The sequence below is a fragment of the Neobacillus thermocopriae genome (assembly GCF_010975035.1).
Classification (GTDB): Bacteria; Bacillota; Bacilli; order Bacillales; family Cytobacillaceae; genus Neobacillus; species Neobacillus thermocopriae.
Genome location: NZ_JAAIUV010000004.1, coordinates 38822 through 62685 on the forward strand (window position 1 = coordinate 38822; position 23864 = coordinate 62685).

The window sequence follows — 23864 nt, forward strand, 5'->3', positions numbered from 1 at the left end:
TAACTATAAAAAAACCAGGTCCAATAAATGGACCTGGATATTTAGAATGAGAAACCGTCAAATTTCACATGGTCTACTTTCCTACGCTGGAATTACCCAGATCAGGTCCAAAGGGTTAAAAACGTTCTCGTTTTCTCTCAGCCCGATCACAGGGCACCCCTAGTAGTAATTAAACATATTCAATTAATTACAATGTTAAACCTAAAAACTAGAATTGTAAAGAACTATGTAGCATTTCATATTTTTATAGTTATCATTTTCCTTGAAGAAAAAGTACGTGTTAAGCGTCCATTTGGCATTTGGCCAGATTGATTAATTCCTTTAGTTCATTGTTAACTCCTTTGACGGCCTTATCTCCCAAAACAGTAACAGGTACTCCGAGAAAACCGTACTTCTCCACTTCCTTTTGATACTGCGGATTTTCAGCAATATTACGTGTTTCAAAATCAATTCCTTCCTCAGAAAGGACTTTTTTTACAATCAAACATTCAATACAATCATTCGTAGTATATACAATAACCGGATTACTCATGGATAACTACTCCTTTCATCTACTTAAGTATATATAACTTATTCATAGACATTCCAACAATTACATTAGCCAATATAACCACATAGACGAAATATGTCTAATCCTGCGCTTTCCCAAGCAATAATTGGAAAATACACCATTAAATAAGAGCCAAACGCCAAAATGTCCAAATGAAGAATGGACACTTTAGCGTTATATCATTATATAGGGCCAAACATCTATTGTAAATTTTTTGTTATCCCTTTCAAGAATTCATAAATTTCATTGTGAGTGTCTGGTCTTTGCAGGGCGATATCAATCGTTGCTTGAATGTAACCGGTTTTATTTCCAACATCAAAACGCTTGCCTTGGAAATTGTAGGCAAGGACAGATTGTTGTTTATTTAATTCATTGATAGCGTCTGTCAGCTGTAGTTCACCGTTTTTTCCGTATGGAAGGTTCTCTAATATATGAAAAATCTCTGATCTTAATACATATCTTCCCATGATTGCTAGTCTTGATGGAGCTGTTTCTTCTTTCGGTTTTTCTATTAAAGAATTGACATGATATAAATTTGGTTCGATCATAGCTCCTTTTGGTTCGATAATGCCGTATTTACTGACTTCCTTTTTAGGTACTTCTTGAACGGCTAATACTGAAGAATGATAAAATTCATATACATCTATCAACTGTTTTAAGCATGGGGTTTCAGACATGACAATATCATCACCTAACAATACAGCAAATGGCTCGTCCCCAATAAAACTTTTGGCGCAAAGGATTGCATGACCAAGCCCCTTTGGTTCTTTTTGACGAATATAATAGATATTTGCCAAATCACATATTTTTTGAACTTCCTCTAATTCTTTCACTTTATTTCTTTTTAAGAGGGTATCTTCCAGCTCGTAGGATTTATCAAAATGATCCTCGATCGACCTTTTCCCTCTACCGGTAATAATAATAATCTCCTCAATTCCAGAATCAACTGCTTCTTCAACAATGTATTGTATCGCGGGTTTATCAACGATAACCAGCATTTCCTTTGGTTGCGCTTTTGTAGCGGGCAAAAAGCGCGTACCAAGACCTGCGGCTGGAATAATGGCCTTTCGGACTCTCATAATCTGTCTCCCTTCCACTTAACTCCTTAATTCTTTATATGCAAATAAAAGAAACCTCGTTCTTAGAAAAGTGAAAACGCCTGGTTAGCTGCGTTTGTCCTCCTCCAAAAGCTATGGCTTTCGGTCGTGCGATGCGGATGCTCTCGTATGGTGATCAACAAATGAGAAAACAGAAACACGAGGAGTGGAGAGGAAAGTCAATGTTGACAGATCGTAAGACAGAGAACAAAGGGTGTTCGTCATTCTGAAGATGGGGCTTGAAATTTCTTAAAGCCGAAAATATACATTTTTCTTAAAAGAAAGCCCCAGACTTCATGTCTGCAGGCTTCAAAGACCGGCTAATCTTAATACTAATTTTTCTGTTTTACCAATCTGCCTTTCAGCAATTTTATTCATCAACACCTAACTATGATGATCCTTCTATCCCATGTAATGGTCGATATACTTTCTGGATAAACATCTCAATTAATTTAGGTAAAACTTTGTTACGCCTGATGATAAGTGCCGTAACGATTGCCTTTCTCTCTTCTTTCGAAACATTCCATTCCTCAGGAATCAAGGTAACAATTTCTTCCATTAATAAAATAGGAAGCGTTTGGATCAGCTCCAATTGCGCAAAAAATTGCTCCTCATCTTTTACATGCTTTGCAATAAGTCTGTGGGTCGCGCTTGAAATGATATTTGAGGGCAAATTTTCTAAATCCTCTATCCTCCAATCAAACCCTCCAAATATTTCTGCCTGGTCAATAATCCACAAGTAATAGGTGTTAGGCTGTTCTTCCCTCAATAATATATTTTTTCTAGTCCGATCCAAATTACCTACCCAATAATCAAATACAATGATTCCAGCTAATGATGATTCATTCACAATCTGTTGAACATCCAACACCTGATGCCCATTTAAGCAGTTAGGAATATAACGTGAAGCAAATTGATACTTTGTGTAGTTTATCTCTGCCAGTTCGGGGATTTGGGGGGAAAAGTCTGGAGGAATTTCTACTATTCGGCCAAAAGGAACTGGTAAACCAAGATACCTCCCCAAACAATAACCTACCCATTCATTCACCAATGACTTATTACATTGGGGCTGAAAAAATTTAACCGCATAATCATGACCATCACTAAATGTAATTAAATGATTATTCGATTTCCCATCAAGCTTCATTTGATAATCCGTTGGCTGAATCATTCTCTGTCACCTCACCAACCTGATTCCTGAATTGTTCGATAATGTTAAAGAGTAACTGGACATATTGCTCTGCAACTTCATGGATGGCAAATTTTTCATGTACACGTTTAATAGCAGCCTCTGACATACTTTGATGTAATATAGGATCATCAATAATTTTATATAGTTGCTTTACCGCATCATCGACATTTTGACCGCGATATAGCAGCCCAGTTTCTCCATGTACTACCAATTCAGTAATCGGTCTAATTCTGGAGGCTACAACAGGTACACCGCTCACCATCGATTCAATAAAAGTATTTCCGAATGATTCTGATTTTGTCGTTGCTAAAGTACATCCACCAGATTCGCGGATTTTTGCATAAACATGGGGCATTTGCTGATATGGAATAACCGGAAACCACTTTATAATATCAGTAAGTTCTTCCTGTCTCCATACTTCAGCGAATTCGTCTCGCTGAACACTTTGTGCACCACCTATTAACCAAATCTCCACATCATCTCGTTCACTTTTGATTTTTTTAGCCACCTCTACGAGCATTGGCCAATTTTTTCTTTTATCAACTCGGCCAATCCAGCCAATAATTTTCTTATCGCTTGGTAAGAAAGGTTCATTTGAATAATCAATCTCATCAGCGGGAACTGCCCGATAAAATGAGGTATCAACCCCATTGTAAATAACCTTAATCGGTATTCCTTCTACAAGGATAGATACAAGCCGTTTTTGGTATTCTGATGGAACAATAATCAATTGAGGGGTAATGCCTTTAAAAGACTTAAGATGAGGTTGTAGTTTTATTAATTCCGGTGTGCGTGCTTCAATAATGACAGGACCTTTATACTTGGCTTTCCGAATCCACTTATATGCAGCACTTGTATCCACTACAATAATCGCATCATAATTGTTCCGTTTTATAATTTTAATAATTTTCTTATCGTCCTTCGTTAAATAAACTTTTGCTACATCCTCCATAATATGGTAACCACCATGGTCAGTGGTATATAGAAATTCAAGTTCAATTCCATGTTTTTTAAAATATATGGCACGGTTCCGCCATCCAGCGTTTACCCCGCCTACTGTGAGCAGACGCCAAATAACGAGTATTTTCAAGTCAGTCTCACCTCACTTATTATATAATCCACATTTTTTCATTCTCATCTTAATAAAAACGACGAGGTTTCATTTTTATTCCAACAACTGCCCCCTCATACCGTTTTTTTGGTACTCCTACATGGTTCGCCTCTCTCAGTTTAACTTTGCTCTTTTTAGTCTCTCGTATTTTCTTAGATGGTTGTAGTTCCTCTCTTTTTAATGAATCCCAGTGTTCATCTATTTTTTGCATCACTTTCTCAGGGTCCATTCCTTTAAGTATCATCATTTTAACCCATTCTTCTTTAAAAACTTTATGCACTAGTCCATGAAGATGTTTAATATATTCCTTTTCATTGTCTCTAATTAATAACTTCTCGCATAATTTATCTAGATTTTGTTTTTTAGTAGATTCATTCATTAATACTTGACAAATTTGTCTAGACAGCTCCTCCATCCGTATATAATGAAGCCACTCATCATATAATTTGGGATTCAGTTCTTTAACGTGAGAGAGAAATTGTTGCTTTATTTCTTCCCCAAAAGAATTCAATAATTTCCGTGGATATGGATATACCCTATCACGCCAAATCGTCCTTGCCACATCAATCACCTTTAAATTACCGTCTTCCAATAAATAAATTTGGCGTTTATGGTGATCGATCCGTTCAAATCCTATTTCTTTAAACGTCAATAACATCTCAATTAATTTAGCTGACAGCTCCGGTGTCAACGGCTGTGATTGTAGATATTCCCGTAAATCTACACCCTTAATCATATCCATGGCAATATGGAGCTTTCCTTTATCATGGACTTTTGGAAAAAGATTTGTATGTTTCCCCATGGAAAGGGCTTGATATTCTCTTTCACAATCCTCCTCATTACCGAATACCTTTACACAAATATCATCCGTAACTGCAAATACCGCTCCCTGTCGTCCTTTACCTATCATCTTTAATGAACTGTCATTCACTACTTCTACATCCGCATTAGGCACATTTCGGATATGAATTTTTTTTAACTCTTTTCTCAAAAAATCTATATCCATATATTCCCTCCCCTTTCAACAAAGAAAAAACAATAATCTAAATGGATAGTTCCCCTATACATACACCTATTCCATATAACCTCATAGCTTAATATAGTTAATTCAACTATGTTCAGAATGGTGTAGGCACTTTTCATCAAATTCAAAGATGGTCTCATACACGGCTCGTGGACAAAAATCTCGATTTGTCCATATGGAATGGACAAAAAAAAGACCCTTATAGAGTAATGGGTCATTTTCTCTAGAAAAGAACATATATTTTCGCCATCGAGAAGTGTAAAGTGTAAGCGTCTCGTATTGAGTTACACTTCAAAGTGGATTTCTGCTATCTATACAACACACACCTGAAAGCGGTTGTGTAAGGGAGAAGACTAAACGTCATTGACCAAGATGGTTAGGAATTTCTTATATATTTCAAGGATTCATTTTTTGTAACCGAAATTCTTTTGGCGAAATTCCGGTCGTTTCTTTAAACATCCGACTAAAATAATTTGAATTTTGATAACCAACAAGTTTAGAGATTTCTTTAATCGGCTTACTTGTTTCGATTAATAGTTTTTTAGCTTCCTTCATCCTTATTTTAGTCAAAACATCTTTAAAACTGAGACCTGTTTTAGACATTAAAAGATGACTAAAGTAAGAAGGATTCCGTTCCACGTATTCGGCAACATCCTTGAGTTTCAAATTGCTTTTTGAATAATTCGCCTCAATATACATAATTCCACGTTCAATGGGATCTTGTGTGACATTTCGAATATTGGACTTGGCCCCTTCAAAGATATTTTGTAAAAACAAAATGAAATTTTGAACGGTACGATAAAGGACCGTGTCGTATAAAATGGAATTGAAGATATGATGGTATTCCTTCTCATAAGCAAGATTTTCATCCAAATGATACGTTTTCATGAATCTTCGGACTTGAGCCAGTATGCTGGTTAATCTAATTCGAACTAACCCCGGGTCAGGATAAGGCATTGTTAATTGTAGAAACTCATCATAAAGCCAGTCCTTTATTTCGTCCAAACTAAAATTATGAAGCATTTCAATCCAGGCTTGCTGTTCAGGTGGCGCCAGAAATGGGTCTCGCTGAACCCATTTTGGTGATTCGTTAAATGCTACGACTTGTCGGTAACCTTTGTAATAGGTTATTTCCAACATTTTTCGTGTTTCTTTGTATTTTTCATATAAGGTCATCTTGGAAGATTTGTCTATTTGTACAACGATAGCAAGCGGTTCAGAGTACTCTTCCTCCCAGCGCCTTAACGCTTTTTGACATTGCTCCGTTACATTACTACAATGCTCCGTGAATAGTAAAATAACCATATCATTCAAACCAAAAATTCCTCGTACATCTTTAAAAGGATATTCTGACAAAAATGAATAAAGCGTACGAAGAGCATCAATACTTTCAGTCTTGCATGCTGCAACAAAGTAATTTTCCTCTATAGCCGCACCTGGTAAAAAAAGTGATTCAAAAGACCTCTCTTTATACGAATTTGAATAAATACTTTTTTTCTGTGAATGAGTAACTGTTAGTTTTCTAGAAGCCTTTTGTAATGCAGTCTTCACTCTTTTTGCAGAAAAAGGCTTAATCATTAAATCTAAAGCCTGCAAATCAACCGCTAAGCGTGCCTTTTCAAATGTTGCTTCGGCACTTGTTAAAAGGAGAATAGGTTCATAGATTTGTATTAGGTCACAAAAATTGGACCAATCCTCTTTTCCGATCATATCAAGTTCGATTAACACGATATGTGGTACTTCTCTCTCAAAAACATGACGAAATTCCTGGAAATCTGATGCCATAAAAATGCTCGTAACTGGAATTGAGGATGTTTTGAGCAGCCACTTTAACCCCTCACGTTCATTTAAATCCCGATCTGCAATCAACCATTTTCCTTCCATGAAACTTCCCCCATTTAACATTACCTTTCTTCTTTAATTGTAGCATATAGGGAGATACTCTATGGTTTTTTTGGACATTTTCTAGAATTAATATTATAAAATTCCCAACTTTACACCCCTTTAGAAAATTTAAAAAATAAAGAAACAATTCATATTTGCTTATAGTACAATGGAAATAGATAGTTCTTTTTTCTCAAACTTTAATCATCCGAATGGTTAAATTGGTAATAACAAGATTGAAAACCCAGCTAATGCTATTGAATGGTTGGCTACCTAGTGGAAAATAAGCCGAAAAAGAAGTTGATGGCTTATTTGACTTTTTATTAATTGAAGACAAAAAAGATAAATGATAATCCATATTGGGGGGAATTTTATGAGACGGATGTCCAAACAAGAAAAAAGCTGGGTGTTTTATGATTGGGCCAACTCTGCCTATTCACTTCTTATAACGACGGCTGTATTTCCATTATACTTTAAGGCTGCCGCGTCAGAAGCTGGATTGGCGGGATCTGCTTCAACAGCTTATTGGGGTTATGCAAATTCGTTTGCTACATTGTTAATTTCCATTTGTGCACCTGTATTAGGTAGTATTGCTGACTTTAAAGGGTTTAAGAAGCGGTTTTTCACCTTTTTCTTTGCGTTAGGGATTATCTTCACCTTCATGCTGGCGATTGTGCCAAGTAATCAATGGTTGTTTCTATTAATCTGTTATATTTTGACTGTAATCGGATTTGGTGGTACAAACATATTTTATGACGCTTTTTTAGTGGATGTCACTAGTGAAGATCGGATGAACAAAATCTCATCAATTGGTTTTTCTATGGGCTACATTGGTAGTACGATCCCTTTTATTCTTGGGATTACATTAATCATTTTCGCTCAACAGAACATTTTTCCCCTCTCCGTTACAGTTGCAAGCCAAATTGCCTTTGCCATTACAGCCCTTTGGTGGGGATTATTTACCATTCCTATGTTAAAAAATGTGAATCAAGTATATTATAAAGCTCGAGTGTCAAACCCGGTCTCTAACAGTTTCAAACAGCTGTTTAGAACCATAAAAAAAATTAAACTATACCGTCCATTATTTTTATTTCTACTAGCTTATTTTTTTTATATCGATGGAGTTCACACCATTATCACGATGTCTACTGCTTACGGCTCAGATTTAGGAATCGATTCAACCAATCTATTAATCATTTTGTTTGTAACACAATTGGTTGCCGCCCCTTTTGCCTACCTTTATGGAAGATTGGCTGATAAATACAAAGGGAAAAATATGCTTCTTGTTGGTATTTTCATCTATATCATCATATGTACTTATGCTTATTTCCTAAAAACAACTTTGGATTTCTGGATATTAGCCATGCTTGTCGCTTCATCCCAAGGAGGTATTCAAGCACTAAGTCGTTCTTATTTTGCCAAACTAGTTCCAAAAGAAAATGCCAATGAATTCTTTGGTTTTTACAGTATCTTTTATAAATTTGCTGCCATCTTGGGACCGTTTTTAGTAGGGCTCACAGCTCAAATGACTGGAAACACCAATAGCGGTGTATTCAGTTTAATTGTATTATTTATCATTGGGGCGATCATTTTGATAAAAGTTCCGGAAACCAATCATCTATCACCGTCAAATTCTTATACATCGCTCGATCAATAATGGAGATTACACTTTGTTTACGTAATAAAACACTCAGGTGAGCACACCTGAGTGTTTTTAATTACTCTACATCATAACCTTGGTCATCGATCGTTTCCTTAATGGTACTTAAAGTAACAACACTTGAATCAAATTCAATTTCCACTTGTCCTTTTTCTAGATTTACAGAGACATTCTTTACTCCATCAAGTTCTCCTACACTGCTTTCAATTGCCTTCACACAATGATTACAAGACATTCCTTTTACATTTAAAGTTACATGTTCCATATTTGTTTCCCCCTTATTTTTTTATTAACTTTTGTATAGTAACTAATACTTCATCAATAACTTCCAAATCGCCCTCTTGAATCCTTTCGACAACACAGCTTTTTAAATGTCCCTCAAGGAGGATTTTTGCCACACTATTTAAAGCCGATTGCGTTGAGGCAATTTGGTGGATAACATCATCACAATAAGTGTCTTTTTCAATTAAGCCTTTAATACCGCGAATCTGACCTTCAATTCTATTAAGTCTTGTTATTAGATTCTTCTTCGTCTGTGTAGAATGATGGCTTTTCCGTTGGTTTGCTGCTGTTGTACAGCAGGATTCATCCAATACTTCTTCTTCATTGAAAGACATCCCAATGCCTCCTTTGCTTCATTATATCATAGCCTCGTACCCTCATCGTAATTCTATTATTTTATTTCGATAATAAAAGGAAATACACGAACTTTTCCTTCTTGTTTAAATTCAGCCCAAATTTTATAAATCCCTGGCTGATGAAATTCCGTTTCAAAAATCGGTTTCTCGGTATTAATCGGATGTACGTGCAAGTAATGCTTGGCATCTTTATCTAATATGACAACATGACCGGTTGCCCCCAAATAAGGTTCCAAGGTTGTTTCATCCATTTTAAAGGAAAGTGTAACAGGTTCCCCTGCATTAAGAGAGCTTACAGACAATTCCACAGTTTTACCATCTATTGTTTTCGTTAAAGTTTGATCTACAAGGAGTGGATGATGATCATGAGATCGCTTATGTTTTCCTACTGAGAAAAGAAGTGGGTTGACATGATAGCTAAGTTTTTCCGGTTGAATATCGATAAAGGCTTTATAGTCGCCCTCCTCTAATTCAAGGAGAATTTCAAACCTTCCCTTCCCTGTTTTTTCTGGATGCAAATGATAGTACTGATCTAAATGTTCATTTACTAAAATTAAATGTAGTAGCTTTTCATGATTTATTAGAAGATTATCAACTGGTTTTCCGTATTGGTCTTCTAATGTGATGGTGATCAATCCATCTTTGTAAAAGAGGGATGGCTTCACTTCACTATCCTTTGAATCTCTTGATTCATGTCCATGTTCAGATGTTTCGTGAGTCTTTTGACTTGCTGAATCACTGTTGGCCACTTCTTTGGCAAAATACCCGTCATAAGCTGTAAATCCCCCCACCACGACAAGTACGTATATAACAGCTGAAATTACCCACTTTTTCATTTAATCTTCACCTCCTATATTCAATGTCGTTTTCCTCTGTTTTTCATAAAAGGAATGGATTAAAGCTTTATCTTTTGTAATCTTAATGCATTTAACACCACCGATACTGAACTGAAAGCCATTGCCGCACCGGCAAGCCATGGTGCAAGAAATCCCATTGCTGCAATTGGAATACCCAATGTATTGTAACCAAATGCCCAGAATAAATTTTGTTTAATATTTCGAATTGTCTTTTTACTCATATAGATAGCATCATAAATACTATTTAAATCCCCGCGCATTAGGGTAATATCCGCCGTTTCCATTGCGATGTCTGTTCCAGTTCCAATTGCCATACCGATATCAGCAACCGCCAAAGCTGGTGCATCATTGATACCATCCCCCACCATGGCTACTCTTTTACCTAGTTTTTGAAGCTTTTTCACTTCTTCCGCTTTTCCTTCCGGCAGTACCTCTGCGATGACAATTTCAATCCCCACTTCTTGTGCAATAGTTTTAGCTGTTCGGATATTGTCACCGGTCATCATAATCACTTCAAGTCCCATATCCTTTAATTTCTTTATGGCTGCTTTTGATGTTTCTTTTACCGTATCTGCAACAGCAATCATACCTGCAAATTCCGCGTTAATTGCCACAAGCATGACTGTTTTTCCGCTTTCCTCAAGTTCCTCCATTTTTTTTACGGAGGATTCGAATGAAACACCATATTTATTCATTAATTTTCTTGTACCAATTAGTATTTCTTCCCCATTAATGAAAGCTTTAATTCCATACCCTGGAATTGCCTCAAATTCTGATGCATCTGTGAGAGAAATATTTTTTTCCTTAATCCCACTAACAATCGCTTCGGCTAATGGGTGTTCGGATTGCTTTTCAGCGGAACCTACTAGCTTGAGAAATGTTTTCTCATCCCAATTTTCTTCTACAAAAACGTCTGTTAACACAGGTTTCCCATTAGTAACTGTTCCTGTTTTATCTAAAACAATCGTATTAATTCGATGGGTCAGCTCTAAATGCTCGCCACCTTTAAATAATACCCCGGCTTCTGCAGCACGACCGGATCCTGCCATAATGGAAGTCGGTGTGGCAAGACCTAAAGCACAAGGACAAGCGATCACAAGGACAGCAATCATTTTTTCCAATGCTTCTCCGAAATTTCCAGGATTAATCCAGATAAACCAAATCAAGAAAGTTATGACAGCGATTCCTACGACAATCGGTACAAAAATCCCTGAAATTCGATCTGCTAGCCGTTGAATAGGTGCTTTAGAGCCCTGCGCTTCTTCTACTACTTTAATGATTTGTGCCAAAGCCGTATCCTTGCCTACTTTTGTTGCTTTGATTTTTAAAAAGCCGTTTTTGTTTATCGTGGCACCAATAACATGATCTCCAACGGATTTATCAATTGGAACACTTTCTCCCGTCAACATGGACTCATCAATCGCAGAGCGTCCTTCGATGATTTCCCCATCAACCGGCACTTTTTCCCCTGGTTTAACATAGATAAAGTCCCCTACTTCAACTTCTTCGAGTGAAACCTCTAATTCTTTCCCATCACGAATGACCGTTGCTGTCTTTGCCTGAAGACCCATTAACTTCTTAATGGCTTCAGACGAACGTCCTTTCGCTCGTGATTCTAACAATTTTCCTAAAATGATTAATGTAATCAAAACCGAACTTGTTTCAAAATAAAGTTCCACCATATGCGAATCCGTACCGATGGAACTAATTAATAAATAGACGCTATAGAAATAAGCAGCTGATGTTCCTAGGGATACTAATACATCCATGTTAGCACTACCATTTCGTAATGCTTTAAATGCGCCAACATAAAACTGTTTTCCAACAATAAACTGAACAGGGGTTGCCAGTGCCCATTGAACCCATGGATTCATAAACATTTCTGGAAGATAGATAAAGGAGGTAAACTCAAAATGGCTTACCATTGCCCACAAAAGCGGGATTGAAAGTATTAGTGAAAAAATAAATTTCCCTTTTTGTTCTTCCATTTCTTTTTGGCGATGATCAGCAATGTCCACTGTTTTCTCTTGCTTAACTTTCGCTTTATAACCAAGCTTCTCAATCTTTTTCACCATGTCCGGAATGGTTACTTGCGAAGGAGTGTATTCTATTGTTGCTGATTCAAGTGCCAAATTGACTGTCGCGTTTGTTACTCCGTCCATCTTGTTCAGAACTTTTTCAATTCTTGATGCACATGCGGCACAAGTCATCCCAAATATGTCAAACTCCGTTTTTTCCGTCACAACCCGATATCCAAGATCATTGATTTTTTTAACAAACGCTTCTATATTGATTGATTCTGGGTCATACTTGATAATAGCTTCTTCTAAGGCTAAATTCACATTTGCGTCGTGAACGCCTTCTAATTTATTTAACCCCTTTTCAATTCTTTTAGCACAAGCCGCGCAAGTCATGCCGGCTACGGGTAGTTGTACTTCTTTCATGGAGCTGCCCATTTGCGGTTCCTCCAATCCATTAAATTTTAATTCATTTTTTATTTTACCCTTACACTTGTATAGTATACCCCCCTACCCTATATTGTCAATAAAATATGGTTTTTAAATTATTTTTCTCCATTTTTATTAACTTTCAACAATCAAACAAGGTTTTATTGGAAGGATTTGGCTGTTATTTTAAGTATGAAAAAGCTAATATAACGAGAAACATCATCTGCTAAAGTAGTGATAGGATATACCTTTATTTCGGCTTTGTTTTGTAAACGTATGAAATGGTAAGATAAATCCCAACTTAACAAATTGTTAAGAAAAATTCAGGAGGGATTTATTATCCAAAATTTAAAATTGAATTACACGAATGAAATGGAAAAAGCATTACTTAGTGCCCATGGTGTTTGCTATAAAGTTTATTGTCGAAATCACGATATTAGGCTGGAAATCGAAAAACGAAGAGAACATGATTATTTGGTTTCACAACTCATGTGTTCATCTTTTAAAAAAATTCTATGATTAATGAAAATGGTGCCCTTAATCAGATAATGGGCACCTTCGCTTATTTATTTTATGAACGTTATTCTTTATGAACCTCAGGTGGAAAAACCATCCTACATATCACTTTTGCTAACTGGTAATAATCTACATGTCCCCCGCCTTGAACCTCTTTTTCATGGGCATTTTCCACTAAAGTCATGATAGACCATGAAACGGTATCAAAGTCTAAATCTTTCCAAGTCCATCCCTTTTCAAATGCTTGTTTCAATCCGGAATATATTCTAGTTTGAATTTTCCTCCTGGCTGCACTTATTGCCTCTGCTAATTCAGGATCTTTTGGTAATAATTCCTGTAAGACCCTGTGAAGGCCCAATTTATTTAAACGTTTTCCATGTTCTTCTAACATCTTAGCTAATAACGATACAGGATCAGGCGTTGACCAACTCGGCTCAGGAGGGAAAAATTCTTCTATTCTATCCTCCAATAAAGACATTAATAGCTGTCGTTTATCTGAAAAATATCGATAAAAGGTTCCCGTAGCTACTCCTGCGTGTGCGGCAATATCTTTTGCCGTCGTTTGTTCATATCCCTTATCAATAAATAAAATTCTTCCACTTTCTAAAAGAGCCTTCCTTTTTTGTTGTGCTCTTTTCTGCTTAGGAACAATGGGAAAATTACCGACGAGCAGGTCTTCACGCTCTGTCATATGACCACCTCATCCTAATAATACCATATACAAAAAATATGAACCATAATTCACATTTTTATTGACATTGTTTGTTATCCCATGTCATACTTGAACTATAGTTCATGTTATAATAAACTCTTTTTTTACCCAATTTCATTAAAATGATGAATACATGAGCTGTATTTCATTTTTTTGAAAAACCTATATGGGAAAGAAGGATATTAAAATATTTTTCCGAATATTATAATGTAAATTTATATAGGTTATCTATTCGAAAGGTGTTGATTCACATGGCCAATCAATCCGAATCAAAAAAAATCTCTGTAAATTCCACGATTTCACTTAAAGGAATCGTTAAAGCCATTTTCAACGATACCGTTCACGTCCAAATCGGCGGAAAAATTATAACCTTACCCAAAAAGGATTTTCTCCTTGAAGGACCTGCAAATTAAAAATTTTAAATAGATGATAAAAATCAGTCCAGTATTTTTTCATGCTGGGCTTTTTTTTATTAAAGCATTAAAACATTTTTGTCGCAATTCTTTAAAAATGTGATATATTCATATAAACGAAAAATTTTGGGAGTGAGAAGAACAATGAAACTTGACGTTCAACGGACATACAATTTTAATGCTGGTCCCTCTGCCCTTCCATTATCTGTCCTAGAAAAAGCGCAGGCAGAGCTTGTCAATTTTCGTGGGACTGGGATGTCAGTAATGGAATTGAGCCATCGAAGTGCTGCTTATGAAGAAGTTCATAATGTAGCAAAATCCCGTTTGAAAGAATTATTATCGATTCCTTATAATTATGAAATTCTTTTTCTTCAAGGAGGAGCAAGTCTCCAATTTTCAATGATTCCTATGAATTTTTTACAAAGTGGTAAAAAGGCTAGTTATGTCATGACTGGATCTTGGTCAGAAAAAGCTTTTAAAGAGGCCAAATTATTTGGGGAAGCCTATCAAGCTGCGTCAAGCAAGGAGGATAAATACCGGACAATTCCAAAATTATCTGATCTAATATTTGATCAGTCTGACGCCTATTTACATATTACTTCGAATAACACGATTTATGGAACACAATGGAAAGTTTTTCCTAACACTGAAAATGTACCATTAATTGCAGACATGTCCAGTGATATTCTCTCAAGGCCCATCGATGTGAGCAAATTTGCATTAATCTATGCTGGGGCCCAAAAAAACCTTGGTCCGTCTGGTGTAACGGTTGTGATTATACGAAAGGAATTGTTGGAACAAGCCAATACCAATATTCCGACAATGCTAAAATACAGTACCCATGTGAATAACAACTCCCTATATAACACCCCTCCAACATTCGGTATTTACATGCTTGGTGAGGTTCTTGGCTGGGTTCAGGAACAAGGCGGTATCCAAGAAATTGCTAAACGAAATGAAGAGAAAGCAAAACTTATTTACGATGTGATTGATCAAAGTAATGGATTCTATATCGGCCACGCTGGCACTGATAGTCGTTCACTGATGAATATAACTTTCAATCTTCAATCGGAAGAACTGGAGAAGAAATTTTTATCTGAAGCGAAAAAAGAAGGCTTTGTTGGCGTAAATGGCCATCGATCCATTGGTGGATGCCGTGCATCAACGTATAATGCCGTTCCATATGAAGCTTGTAAAGCATTCAGTGAATTTATGGTTCAATTTCAAAAGAACAATGGTTAATAAAATAAAGAAGATAAAATGCAAGTTCGAATCTTGCTTTTATCTTCTGAGCTTTATTTCATTGCATCCGTATATTTAAAATCACAAGACTCAAGATGATCATTAACCATCCCAACAGCTTGCATAAATGCATAACAAATCGTTGAACCGACAAACTTAAAGCCACGTTTTTTTAAATCTTTGCTCATTTTATCACTTATTTCCGTGGTAGCCGGAACCTCAGTTAAATCTTTATAATGGTTAATGATCGGCTTTCCACCCACAAATGACCAAATATAGGATTGAAAGGACCCAAATTCCTCAACTACCTTTAGAAAAGCTTTTGCGTTGGAAATAACCGCATGAATCTTCAATTTATTTCGAACAATACCTTCATTATGTAATAATTCTTCCACTTTCTTTTCATCATACATCACAATTTTTTCTGGATCGAAGTTATCGAAAGCCTTCCGATAATTCTCCCGCTTTTTTAAAATAGTATACCAGCTTAGGCCTGCCTGTGCCCCTTCAAGACTTAAATACTCAAACAACAAACGATCATCATATACGGGAACACCCCATTCATGATCATGATAATGGATATACAACGGATCTTGATTTACCCAGCCACAACGATTCATCAAATAACCTCCATTCGTTTTTCCGCTTTTATTATTAGTCATTCCTCTCATTTCAATTAGAAAGAAAGCTTTCCTTCCTTTTTTTTTGGGTGACATTGCTTTACAAATATAAAAGTGAAAGGATTCATAATGACCATTCATGGAATGTAAATAGGAAAAAGCCTAATCGGTATTAAAGGATTAGAAAAATATTCATAAGAGGGAAGTCCGATTTACTTGAATCGTTCATGTTTTCTTAATCAGTCAAAAAAGTGAGTTTCTTTAAATGAAAGGAAAAAAAACCGCCCAAATCACCGTAGTGATTATGGACGATTTTTCATGAAACCATTAAACCCCTTGAGTAAAAGCTTCTGTTAGTACTGGTACAATTTGTTTCTTTCTTGAAACGACACCTTTCAGTAATGCAGTATGATCTGTCAGAGTAACATTGTATGCTTTCTCTACAGCAGCTGCTTTGCTACCTAAAGCTAATCCAATGGAATCATTATTTAAAATATCAGTAACAACTAATAAGAATAAATCTAAATTCTTTTCGGCAATTTTTTCGTTGATCGCAGCTTCTAATTCTTCTTTTCTTGAAAGGATTTCATCTGTATCAACCGCATTTACCTGAGCAATCTCTACTTTATTTCCAGCCATATCAAATTCTTTTGCATCAAGGCTTAATAATTCTGCAACAGATTTGTCGCTTAAATCTGCACCTGCTTTTAACATTTCAAGCCCGTATTTTTCCGCATCTACACCAGCGATTTCTGCCAACTCACGAGCTGCAGCAACATCTTCTTCTGTGCAAGTTGGAGATTTAAATAATAATGAATCAGAAATAATAGCAGATAACATAAGACCTGCAATCTCTTTCTTAATTTCCTTGCCATGTTCTTTATACATTTTATTTAGAATAGTTGCTGTACAGCCAACTGGTTCACAGCGGTAATATAAAGGATCACTCGTTTCAAAATTCGCAATACGGTGATGGTCAATGACTTCTAAAACACGAACTTCAGTAATATCATCCGCACTTTGCTGACGCTCATTATGGTCAACTAAGATGACAGAGTTCACTTCTGTTGCCACTTTTTCTACTAGGCGAGGTGCTTCTGCATTAAATTTGTTTAGTGCATATTGTGTTTCACCATTTATTTGTCCAAGACGGACAGGCTCCACATCCATGCCAAGCTGTTTTTTCAAATCTGCATAAGCAATTGCTGAACAAATAGAATCTGTGTCCGGATTTTTATGACCGAAAATAAGTACTTTTTCCATTCTATTACTCCTAACCATATGTAATTATGTAAGGAAAAGCCAAAAAAGGTGTTTCCCTATCCGAAATTATATATGATTCCGCGAAAGGATTCAAAATAAAATCTACGATTTTAGTTAAGTTATCTTTTATTTTCATAAAAATGAACCTAAAAAACTCCACTATGATTGATGATCAAATGTTACATAAACGAATCTAAGGAATATCCTTTTTCTTCTAAAAACTTTCGCATACGAAGAATGGCTTTCGAATGAATTTGAGAAATTCTCCCTTTCGTCAGATTTAAGACTTCGGATATTTCCACTTGTGACAATCCCTCGTAATAGATTAAAGTGATCACTAGCCTTTCTTTTTCAGGCATTTTGTCGATACATTCAGCAATCAGTTCACGGAATTCGGACTTTTGCAATTCCTTCTCCTGTGGCTCGATGGTTTCATCCTTAATTTGATCAATACGACTTTGTTGTTTGCTATCTTCATCATTGGTGTTCACTGGTTCATCCAGTGAAAGCAGAGTGGATAAAGCTAAAACAGACATTACTTGGTCCACTTCATCTAGGGACATCTCTAAAAATTGACTTAATTCTGTTTCCGTCGGTGTTCTCATTAATTTTTGTTCTAGTTGACTTATAGCAGCATTCATTTTTTTGGCTTTTTCTCTTATACCACGAGGCACCCAATCCATTTTTCGAATGCCATCGAGCATAGCCCCTTTAATTCGCCATAACCCAAATGTCTCAAATTGGTATCCCTTTTTATAATCAAATTTCTTGATCGCTTCTATTAGTCCGATATAACCAAGTCCCATTAAATCTTCCTTAGAAATAATCTGCTGAGGAATACATGAGCTCATACGATTAGCCATCTGCTCTACTAAATAACTGTATTGCCTAACTAAATGATCCTGTGAAATAAAGTCAAGATTTTCCCGATACTTTCTCCATAATGGGTAATGAGGAATGGGATCATTCACTAAAGGTTCCAAAGCCTATCCCCCCTTGATTTGCTTTGTGCAAAATACTAGAAATCTACCATTCTTATTTTTCAAGGTGCTTTCGTTTTTGTTTTTTCTCCCCCATGTAAAGCATCTAGTGGGACAGCATGAAATGATGTGTCATTCATCGGATTCTCAATGTTATCGTTCGCGAGAGTCTCCACTTCTGGAGTTTTTTCTACTTTCAAACATTCTCTTGTATTTAATTGCTGCTTCGAAATAGATTGATGGATTACGAGCCGTATGACACTTCCCAATATGAAAAAGAGTAGAAACCCGATAGCTGCCCATAATAAAGCGGTTATCCAAGTGTTATTAAACATAGAGAACAAAAAGGTTAGCAGAAATGCGGACAATCCCAAAATCGCTTGATGGCGCCATTTTGATGACATCAAATCAACACCTCTATGTCATTTTGCCAAGTGATAATATTTTTTCAAAAAATCCTTTAATACCTTTTATTGGAGCTTGATGAGTTTGTCCCCACTCAGGCGTATAAGAATACAAGATTTGCTTGATACTCCTTGTTGCCTCACATTTTGGATATGCTAAATAAAAAGGAGTTTGCAACCTTACAGCCTTTTGTACATAGGGATCTTCCATTAAAAATCCAAGCGTCATTAACTTCATTTTTAAAAACTTATTGGCTGCATTTTTTAAGGCTCTTGATGTTTCTACTGCTTCTTGATATGTATGGGCACGATTAACAACTAAACGAAAATTAGGTGGCTGTTTTGTTGATTGATGAACAGCTTTCAAAACCGCATAGGAATCAGCAATGGCCGTTGGCTCAGGTGTCGTTACTAAAATGGTTTCATCTGAAGCCATGATAAAATCAATATTCTCTTTTGATATTCCTGCACCCGTGTCCAATAAAATATAATCAGCATAAGACTGAAGTACTTGTAGCTGTTTCCAAAAAAACAAAAGCATATTTTGATCAAATTTCAGCAGTTCTTCAAGCTCAAACCCACATAAAAGATATTCAATACCACCTGTTCCTTTTTCCAGGATTTCCAACATGGATTTTCGCTGATGCAAAACATCGGCAAGTGTGAACCGAGGATTTACCCCCATGAGGATATTGATATTGGCTGTCGACAAATCTAAATCTAAAATGATCACTTTTTTTCCAGTTTCTCTTAATGCGAGAGCAAAATTTAGCGTAAAATTAGATTTGCCGACACCCCCCTTCCCACTTGTAATGGTAATCAGCCGGGAAGAGTGCTTTGTCTCATGAGATTCATTGAAACGATTCATATATTCTCTTAGACTTTGTGCTTGGTCCATATTACATTCCCTCACCTATAATGAGTTTTGCTAGACCAGCGGCATCAACGATAGAAATATCTTCTGGTACACTTTGTCCATTCGTGATATACGCGATTTGGTAACGGTACTGAAAAGCAATATTTAATATGGATCCATAGCTTGTCGTTTCATCAAATTTTGTCAAAATTAGTTTTTGAACAGGACTGTCTAGAAACTCTTGGAGTAAGATCTGCATATCTTCATATTTGGTTGTTAAGCTCAATACCAAGTAATTATCACTTTCTGGCGGATTATAGATAAATTCATTAATAGCTGCCCGGTTTTTTGCTTCTTTATAATTTCTTCCGGTCGTATCCATATAGATCAAATCATAATGTTTCAGATTATCTAATGCTTGGGTGAGTTCATCTGCAGAGTGAACCACCTCAATGGGAACATTTAATATTCCTGCATATGTTTTAAGCTGTTCGACCGCTGCAATTCGATAAACGTCTGTCGTAATCATGGCCACTCTTCGTTTTTGTTTTAACACTTGTTCCGTCGCCAACTTAGCAATGGTGGTTGTTTTTCCTACACCTGTAGGTCCAATGACATTAATCATACGAGTTCTCTCATCCAGTGAATATGAATTTGGTACTCTCTTTTCTAAAAGCTTTGTAATAATAGAAATGAATTCTCTTCTAATCTCATTTTCTTCAAGTTCTTTAATGGACTGATGTTTTTTTAGGAGGGATGAGATCAGATACTCCATCACTTCCTCCTCCACACCTTGTTTTTTCAAGCGATCAATGATCTTGGTCAATGCAGGGTGTACCATTTTCCCTTGTTGATCATTCATCATCATATTCATCATCATTTTTCGTAAATGCTGTAACTCATCTAACATGGCACGTTCATTGTCTAATGATTTTGGTTGTATGACCTGCCCTGGACTTTGTGCAGCAGATTTCTCTGAATAATATTGATACATTTTTTGAGGTTGCTTATGAAAATAGGAACTACTTGAATCCAATTTTTCATTCTGTGCTACAAACCGATCTTTACCATCGACATCCATTTTTGTCTTTTTCGGTTTCGTTTCTTTATCGATCGAATAGGCAGTTACCTCATATTTTTGTTTCGCAAAAAGGCCAAAGATCCCGCCCGTCTTGATTACCCTAGTGTTCACAATAATGGCATTTTCACCCAATTGCTGTCTGACCATTTTTAAAGCAAGGGGCATGGTGTCAGCGACGATTTTTTTCGTTCTCATATATTAACCACTCCAATACTTTGAATCTCCACATCAGGCTCCAGTTCATTGTAGGCTAGGACAGGGACAGCAGGCATGATCTTATCCACGAACTGCTTCAAATACATACGGATAGATGGACTGGTCAAGAAAATCGGCTGTCCACCAGCTCTAATTACCCTATTAATTTCATTTTGCAATTCCTCGGTAATTTTTCGAGACGTTTGCGGGTCCATAGATAGATAGAAACTACCAGATTCGGTTTGTTGGATCGCATCGGAAATTCCTTTCTCCAAAGTTGCCCCCGCTGTTAACACTTGAATAACGCCATTTTCAGCGTATTGCTCCGTAATTTGCCTTGTTAAAGATTGTCGTACATATTCTGTCAGTACTCTTGGATCTTTCGTATAAACAGCATAATCTGCTAATGTTTCAAAGATGGTGGCCAAATCCCGAATCGAAATTTGTTCCCGAAGAAGATTCTGTAATACTTTCTGGATATCCCCGACTGACATAAGGTTTGGTACAAGCTCCTCCACAAGATTCGGATGTGACCCTTTAAGGTTTTCAATTAATTCTTTTGTTTCTTCTCGACGAAGAAGCTCATAGGCATACCGTTTTAACACTTCAGTCAAGTGAGTAGCTATCACTGAAGGAGGGTCGACAATCATATATCCCATAAGCTCTGCTTTTTGTTTTTCCTCCATATTTACCCAAATGGCAGGCAAGCCAAATGCCGGTTCTATGACTCGAATTCCTTCAATGGAGCTTGTATCTTCCCCTTGATTCATAGCAAGAAAATGATCGAGATATACTTCCCCTGAAGCAATTTTGCTGCCGCGGAATTTTAAGACATATTGATTTGGCGGTAGCTGTAGGTTATCCCGTATCCTAATAGTTGGAATCACTAAGCCCAATTCAACGGCAAATTGCCTACGAATCATGACAATCCGGTCTAGGATATCCCCACCTTGATTTTGGTCTGCTAGAGGAATTAAGCCATATCCAATTTCTAATTCCAGTGGATCTAGCTGTAATAAATTGATCACTTTTTCTGGACTGCGAATATCCTCCTCTGTTGCTGACTGTTCCAATTGTTCCTGCTGAAGTTCTTCTTTCTGCATGGATTTCTTCATGGTGTATGCACTGAAGGCCAAAATTCCTGCTACAGGGAGAGTGAGAAAAAGACCTATCGGTGTAAAAATTCCAAGCACCAAAATAGTAGCGGCAACAACATAAAGTAATTTTGGATAATGAAAGATTTGCCTCATAATATCTGAGCCTAGACTTCCATCAGATGCTGCACGCGTTACTGTAATACCTGTAGCTGTGGAAATGAGTAAAGCAGGCACCTGGCTCACGAGTCCATCACCAACAGACAACAATGTAAAAGTGCTAGCCGCTTCTGCAAAACCCATACCATGAATCGACATACCGATGATAAAGCCACCAATAACATTAATTATTAGAATAACGATTCCGGCAATGGCGTCTCCTTTTACAAATTTACTAGCCCCATCCATTGCCCCATAAAAATCAGATTCCTGTTCTATTTTTCTCCTGCGTTCACGAGCTTCTTGTTCAGTAATTAATCCCGCATTCATATCCGCATCAATACTCATTTGCTTACCAGGCATTGCATCCAATGTAAATCGAGCTGCTACTTCTGCGACCCTTTCCGAACCTTTTGTAATCACAATAAACTGAATGACCACGAGAATTAAAAACACGACAAATCCGACAACCGGATTTCCACCAATGACAAACGAACCAAAAGTCTCAATGACTTCTCCTCCATCTGCCTTTGAAAGGATGGATCTTGTTGTTGATACGTTTAAGGCTAAGCGAAATAAGGTGGTGATTAGGAGAGCGGTTGGAAAAATTGAAAAATCCAATGCCTCTTTCGTATTCATAGCAACCAACAAAATCAATAAAGATATGGATATGTTGAAAATCAACAGGAAATCCAATAATAGAGTTGGTAATGGTATGATCATCATCGAAACAATTAGTATTACGACAATAAGAACGGACATATCTTTTGTCTTCATGTCATCATCTCCTTATACCGGCCTTCCTGGAAATACACATAGGCCAGTATCTCTCCCACTGCATTAAACAATTCCTCAGGAATGGTCTCGCCAATTTCCACTGAAGCATATAAGGCACGTGCCAACGGTCGATTTTCTACTGTCATAATGTTATGTTCTTTTGCAATCTCTTTCATTTTTAGGGCAGTATATCCCTTTCCTTTTGCTATGACCTGAGGAGCATCCATTGTGGAATGATCATAAAGAATCGCAATGGCAAAGTGAGTAGGGTTGGTAATGAGTACATCTGCCTTCGGAACTTCCTGCATCATTCGATTCATTGATAATTCTCTTTGTTTGGCTCTCCGCTGTCCCTTAATGAAAGGATCCCCTTCCATTTTCTTGAATTCATCCTTTATTTCTTGTTTGGACATCTTTAATTTTTTCTCATGTTGAAATTTTTGATATATGTAATCTGCTGCCGCAAGTACGATTAAACTAGCAGAAGCAGCAAAGCCCATTTGGATAACGAATGAACCAATTAATCTAGCAGAATCAATTAAGTTTTTTTCGCCCATGATTAAAAGTTCATTTTTCTGCTTCCAAATTACCCAGAAAACGATAGCAGATGTAATAATAATTTTTAAACACGATTTTACTAATTCGACTAATGCCCGCAGGGAAAACATTTGTTTCAGTCCTTGAAGTGGGTTTAATTTTCCAAAATTGAATTTTAGTAATCCAATATTGAACATAAAACCAACTTGAATGTAGTTCGCAATCACACCTGCTGCGAGTGAGATTGCTAACATCGGAGCTGTTATTTTTACACTTTCCCATAATAGTTGGTTAAACAAAGCCTGTGTACTAGAAATGGTGAGTTCTAAATTCATATATTCTTTAAAACTATGGCGATAAAGGGATAAACACCCTTCTATTAAACTTTTGCCGCCAACTAATAAAAATCCGAAGGAAAATAGCAGTGTTAGGGCTGATGAAACCTCCATACTTTTGGCAATCTGCCCTTTTTTTCGTGCCTCCCTTCGTTTATTCGGTGTTGCTTTTTCCGTTTTTTCTCCGGAAAACAATTGCAAATCCAAACGAAGCAGCATG

At 36.7% G+C, this 23864-nt stretch carries 23 protein-coding genes and 1 riboswitch; of the genes, 4 read left to right on the top strand and 19 right to left on the bottom strand.

Going from position 1 to position 23864, the window contains the following annotated elements:
* Window positions 1-61: 61 nt before the first annotated feature.
* Window positions 62-171: riboswitch (TPP riboswitch) on the bottom strand.
* A 109-nt stretch (window positions 172-280) separates the two neighbouring features.
* From G4Z05_RS03825 to G4Z05_RS03850, 6 genes are all read right to left on the bottom strand, one after another.
* On the bottom strand, window positions 281-532 hold the full coding sequence (locus G4Z05_RS03825; protein ID WP_163250547.1) for a glutaredoxin family protein: 252 nt from the start codon (window positions 530-532) through the stop codon (window positions 281-283).
* 218 nt (window positions 533-750) lie between these two features.
* Window positions 751-1629, bottom strand: coding sequence for a UTP--glucose-1-phosphate uridylyltransferase GalU (gene galU / locus G4Z05_RS03830; RefSeq protein ID WP_163250548.1), 879 nt, complete (start codon window positions 1627-1629; stop codon window positions 751-753).
* Window positions 1630-2035: 406 nt separating this feature from the next.
* Window positions 2036-2818 (bottom strand): HipA family kinase, encoded by a 783-nt coding sequence (locus G4Z05_RS03835; protein ID WP_163250549.1) that lies wholly within the window; start codon window positions 2816-2818, stop codon window positions 2036-2038.
* Entirely contained in the window at window positions 2784-3929 is a 1146-nt protein-coding gene (locus tag G4Z05_RS03840; protein ID WP_163250550.1) for a glycosyltransferase family 4 protein, read from the bottom strand. The genes G4Z05_RS03835 and G4Z05_RS03840 overlap by 35 nt, the downstream gene beginning before the upstream one ends.
* Window positions 3930-3978: 49 nt before the next feature.
* Window positions 3979-4956: a serine/threonine-protein kinase gene (locus tag G4Z05_RS03845; protein WP_163250551.1), complete on the bottom strand. Its 978-nt coding sequence runs from the start codon at window positions 4954-4956 to the stop codon at window positions 3979-3981.
* A 414-nt stretch (window positions 4957-5370) separates the two neighbouring features.
* The gene (locus tag G4Z05_RS03850; protein WP_163250552.1) at window positions 5371-6858 is read right to left on the bottom strand and encodes a helix-turn-helix domain-containing protein; all 1488 of its coding nucleotides are present in this window, start codon (window positions 6856-6858) and stop codon (window positions 5371-5373) included.
* 373 nt (window positions 6859-7231) lie between these two features.
* Between G4Z05_RS03850 and G4Z05_RS03855 the strand changes: the two genes are divergently transcribed.
* Window positions 7232-8515: an MFS transporter gene (locus G4Z05_RS03855; protein WP_163250553.1), complete on the top strand. Its 1284-nt coding sequence runs from the start codon at window positions 7232-7234 to the stop codon at window positions 8513-8515.
* A 61-nt stretch (window positions 8516-8576) separates the two neighbouring features.
* On the opposite strand, the gene copZ is transcribed toward G4Z05_RS03855, so the two are convergent.
* From copZ to G4Z05_RS03875, 4 genes are read right to left on the bottom strand one after another with little or no spacing between them, the layout of a single operon-like run.
* Window positions 8577-8783 (bottom strand): copper chaperone CopZ, encoded by a 207-nt coding sequence (copZ, locus tag G4Z05_RS03860; protein ID WP_038535054.1) that lies wholly within the window; start codon window positions 8781-8783, stop codon window positions 8577-8579.
* A gap of 13 nt (window positions 8784-8796) precedes the next feature.
* A complete protein-coding gene (locus G4Z05_RS03865; RefSeq protein WP_163250554.1) occupies window positions 8797-9135 on the bottom strand; it encodes a metal-sensitive transcriptional regulator in 339 nt (112 codons plus the stop codon).
* Between the two features lie 56 nt (window positions 9136-9191).
* Window positions 9192-9992 (bottom strand): FixH family protein, encoded by an 801-nt coding sequence (locus G4Z05_RS03870; RefSeq protein WP_163250555.1) that lies wholly within the window; start codon window positions 9990-9992, stop codon window positions 9192-9194.
* A gap of 59 nt (window positions 9993-10051) precedes the next feature.
* Window positions 10052-12469, bottom strand: coding sequence for a heavy metal translocating P-type ATPase (locus G4Z05_RS03875; protein ID WP_163250556.1), 2418 nt, complete (start codon window positions 12467-12469; stop codon window positions 10052-10054).
* 363 nt (window positions 12470-12832) lie between these two features.
* On the opposite strand from G4Z05_RS03875, the gene G4Z05_RS16775 reads away from it, so the two are divergent.
* Complete coding sequence (locus tag G4Z05_RS16775) at window positions 12833-12979, top strand: YuzK family famiily protein (protein ID WP_477505076.1); 147 nt, start codon at window positions 12833-12835, stop codon at window positions 12977-12979.
* A gap of 61 nt (window positions 12980-13040) precedes the next feature.
* Here G4Z05_RS16775 and G4Z05_RS03880 read toward each other — a convergent pair whose 3' ends face one another.
* Window positions 13041-13667, bottom strand: a complete 627-nt coding sequence (locus tag G4Z05_RS03880) for a TetR/AcrR family transcriptional regulator (protein ID WP_163250557.1) — start codon at window positions 13665-13667, stop codon at window positions 13041-13043.
* A gap of 272 nt (window positions 13668-13939) precedes the next feature.
* Between G4Z05_RS03880 and G4Z05_RS03885 the strand changes: the two genes are divergently transcribed.
* Together G4Z05_RS03885 and serC are read left to right on the top strand one after the other, a co-directional pair.
* Window positions 13940-14101 carry a hypothetical protein gene (locus G4Z05_RS03885; RefSeq protein WP_163250558.1) on the top strand — a complete coding sequence of 54 codons (162 nt, stop codon included), beginning with the start codon at window positions 13940-13942 and terminating at the stop codon, window positions 14099-14101.
* A 144-nt stretch (window positions 14102-14245) separates the two neighbouring features.
* Window positions 14246-15343 (top strand): 3-phosphoserine/phosphohydroxythreonine transaminase, encoded by a 1098-nt coding sequence (gene serC, locus G4Z05_RS03890; RefSeq protein ID WP_163250559.1) that lies wholly within the window; start codon window positions 14246-14248, stop codon window positions 15341-15343.
* A gap of 53 nt (window positions 15344-15396) precedes the next feature.
* Here the strand turns inward: serC and G4Z05_RS03895 are convergent, their stop codons facing one another.
* From G4Z05_RS03895 to flhB, 8 genes are all read right to left on the bottom strand, one after another.
* Window positions 15397-15963 carry a DNA-3-methyladenine glycosylase I gene (locus tag G4Z05_RS03895; protein WP_163250560.1) on the bottom strand — a complete coding sequence of 189 codons (567 nt, stop codon included), beginning with the start codon at window positions 15961-15963 and terminating at the stop codon, window positions 15397-15399.
* A 327-nt stretch (window positions 15964-16290) separates the two neighbouring features.
* A complete protein-coding gene (locus G4Z05_RS03900) occupies window positions 16291-17226 on the bottom strand; it encodes a manganese-dependent inorganic pyrophosphatase (protein WP_163250561.1) in 936 nt (311 codons plus the stop codon).
* 179 nt (window positions 17227-17405) lie between these two features.
* Window positions 17406-18209 carry a sigma-70 family RNA polymerase sigma factor gene (locus G4Z05_RS03905; RefSeq protein ID WP_205597431.1) on the bottom strand — a complete coding sequence of 268 codons (804 nt, stop codon included), beginning with the start codon at window positions 18207-18209 and terminating at the stop codon, window positions 17406-17408.
* Window positions 18210-18268: 59 nt separating this feature from the next.
* The gene (locus G4Z05_RS03910) at window positions 18269-18610 is read right to left on the bottom strand and encodes a hypothetical protein (protein WP_163250562.1); all 342 of its coding nucleotides are present in this window, start codon (window positions 18608-18610) and stop codon (window positions 18269-18271) included.
* A gap of 13 nt (window positions 18611-18623) precedes the next feature.
* On the bottom strand, window positions 18624-19508 hold the full coding sequence (locus G4Z05_RS03915; RefSeq protein ID WP_163250563.1) for a MinD/ParA family protein: 885 nt from the start codon (window positions 19506-19508) through the stop codon (window positions 18624-18626).
* Window position 19509: 1 nt separating this feature from the next.
* On the bottom strand, window positions 19510-20742 hold the full coding sequence (flhF, locus tag G4Z05_RS03920) for a flagellar biosynthesis GTPase FlhF (RefSeq protein WP_163250564.1): 1233 nt from the start codon (window positions 20740-20742) through the stop codon (window positions 19510-19512).
* Window positions 20739-22772, bottom strand: a complete 2034-nt coding sequence (flhA, locus tag G4Z05_RS03925) for a flagellar biosynthesis protein FlhA (protein WP_163250565.1) — start codon at window positions 22770-22772, stop codon at window positions 20739-20741. Before flhA ends, flhF begins: the two co-directional genes overlap by 4 nt.
* Window positions 22769-23863: a flagellar biosynthesis protein FlhB gene (flhB, locus tag G4Z05_RS03930; protein ID WP_205597432.1), complete on the bottom strand. Its 1095-nt coding sequence runs from the start codon at window positions 23861-23863 to the stop codon at window positions 22769-22771. Before flhB ends, flhA begins: the two co-directional genes overlap by 4 nt.
* Window position 23864 lies beyond the last annotated feature (1 nt).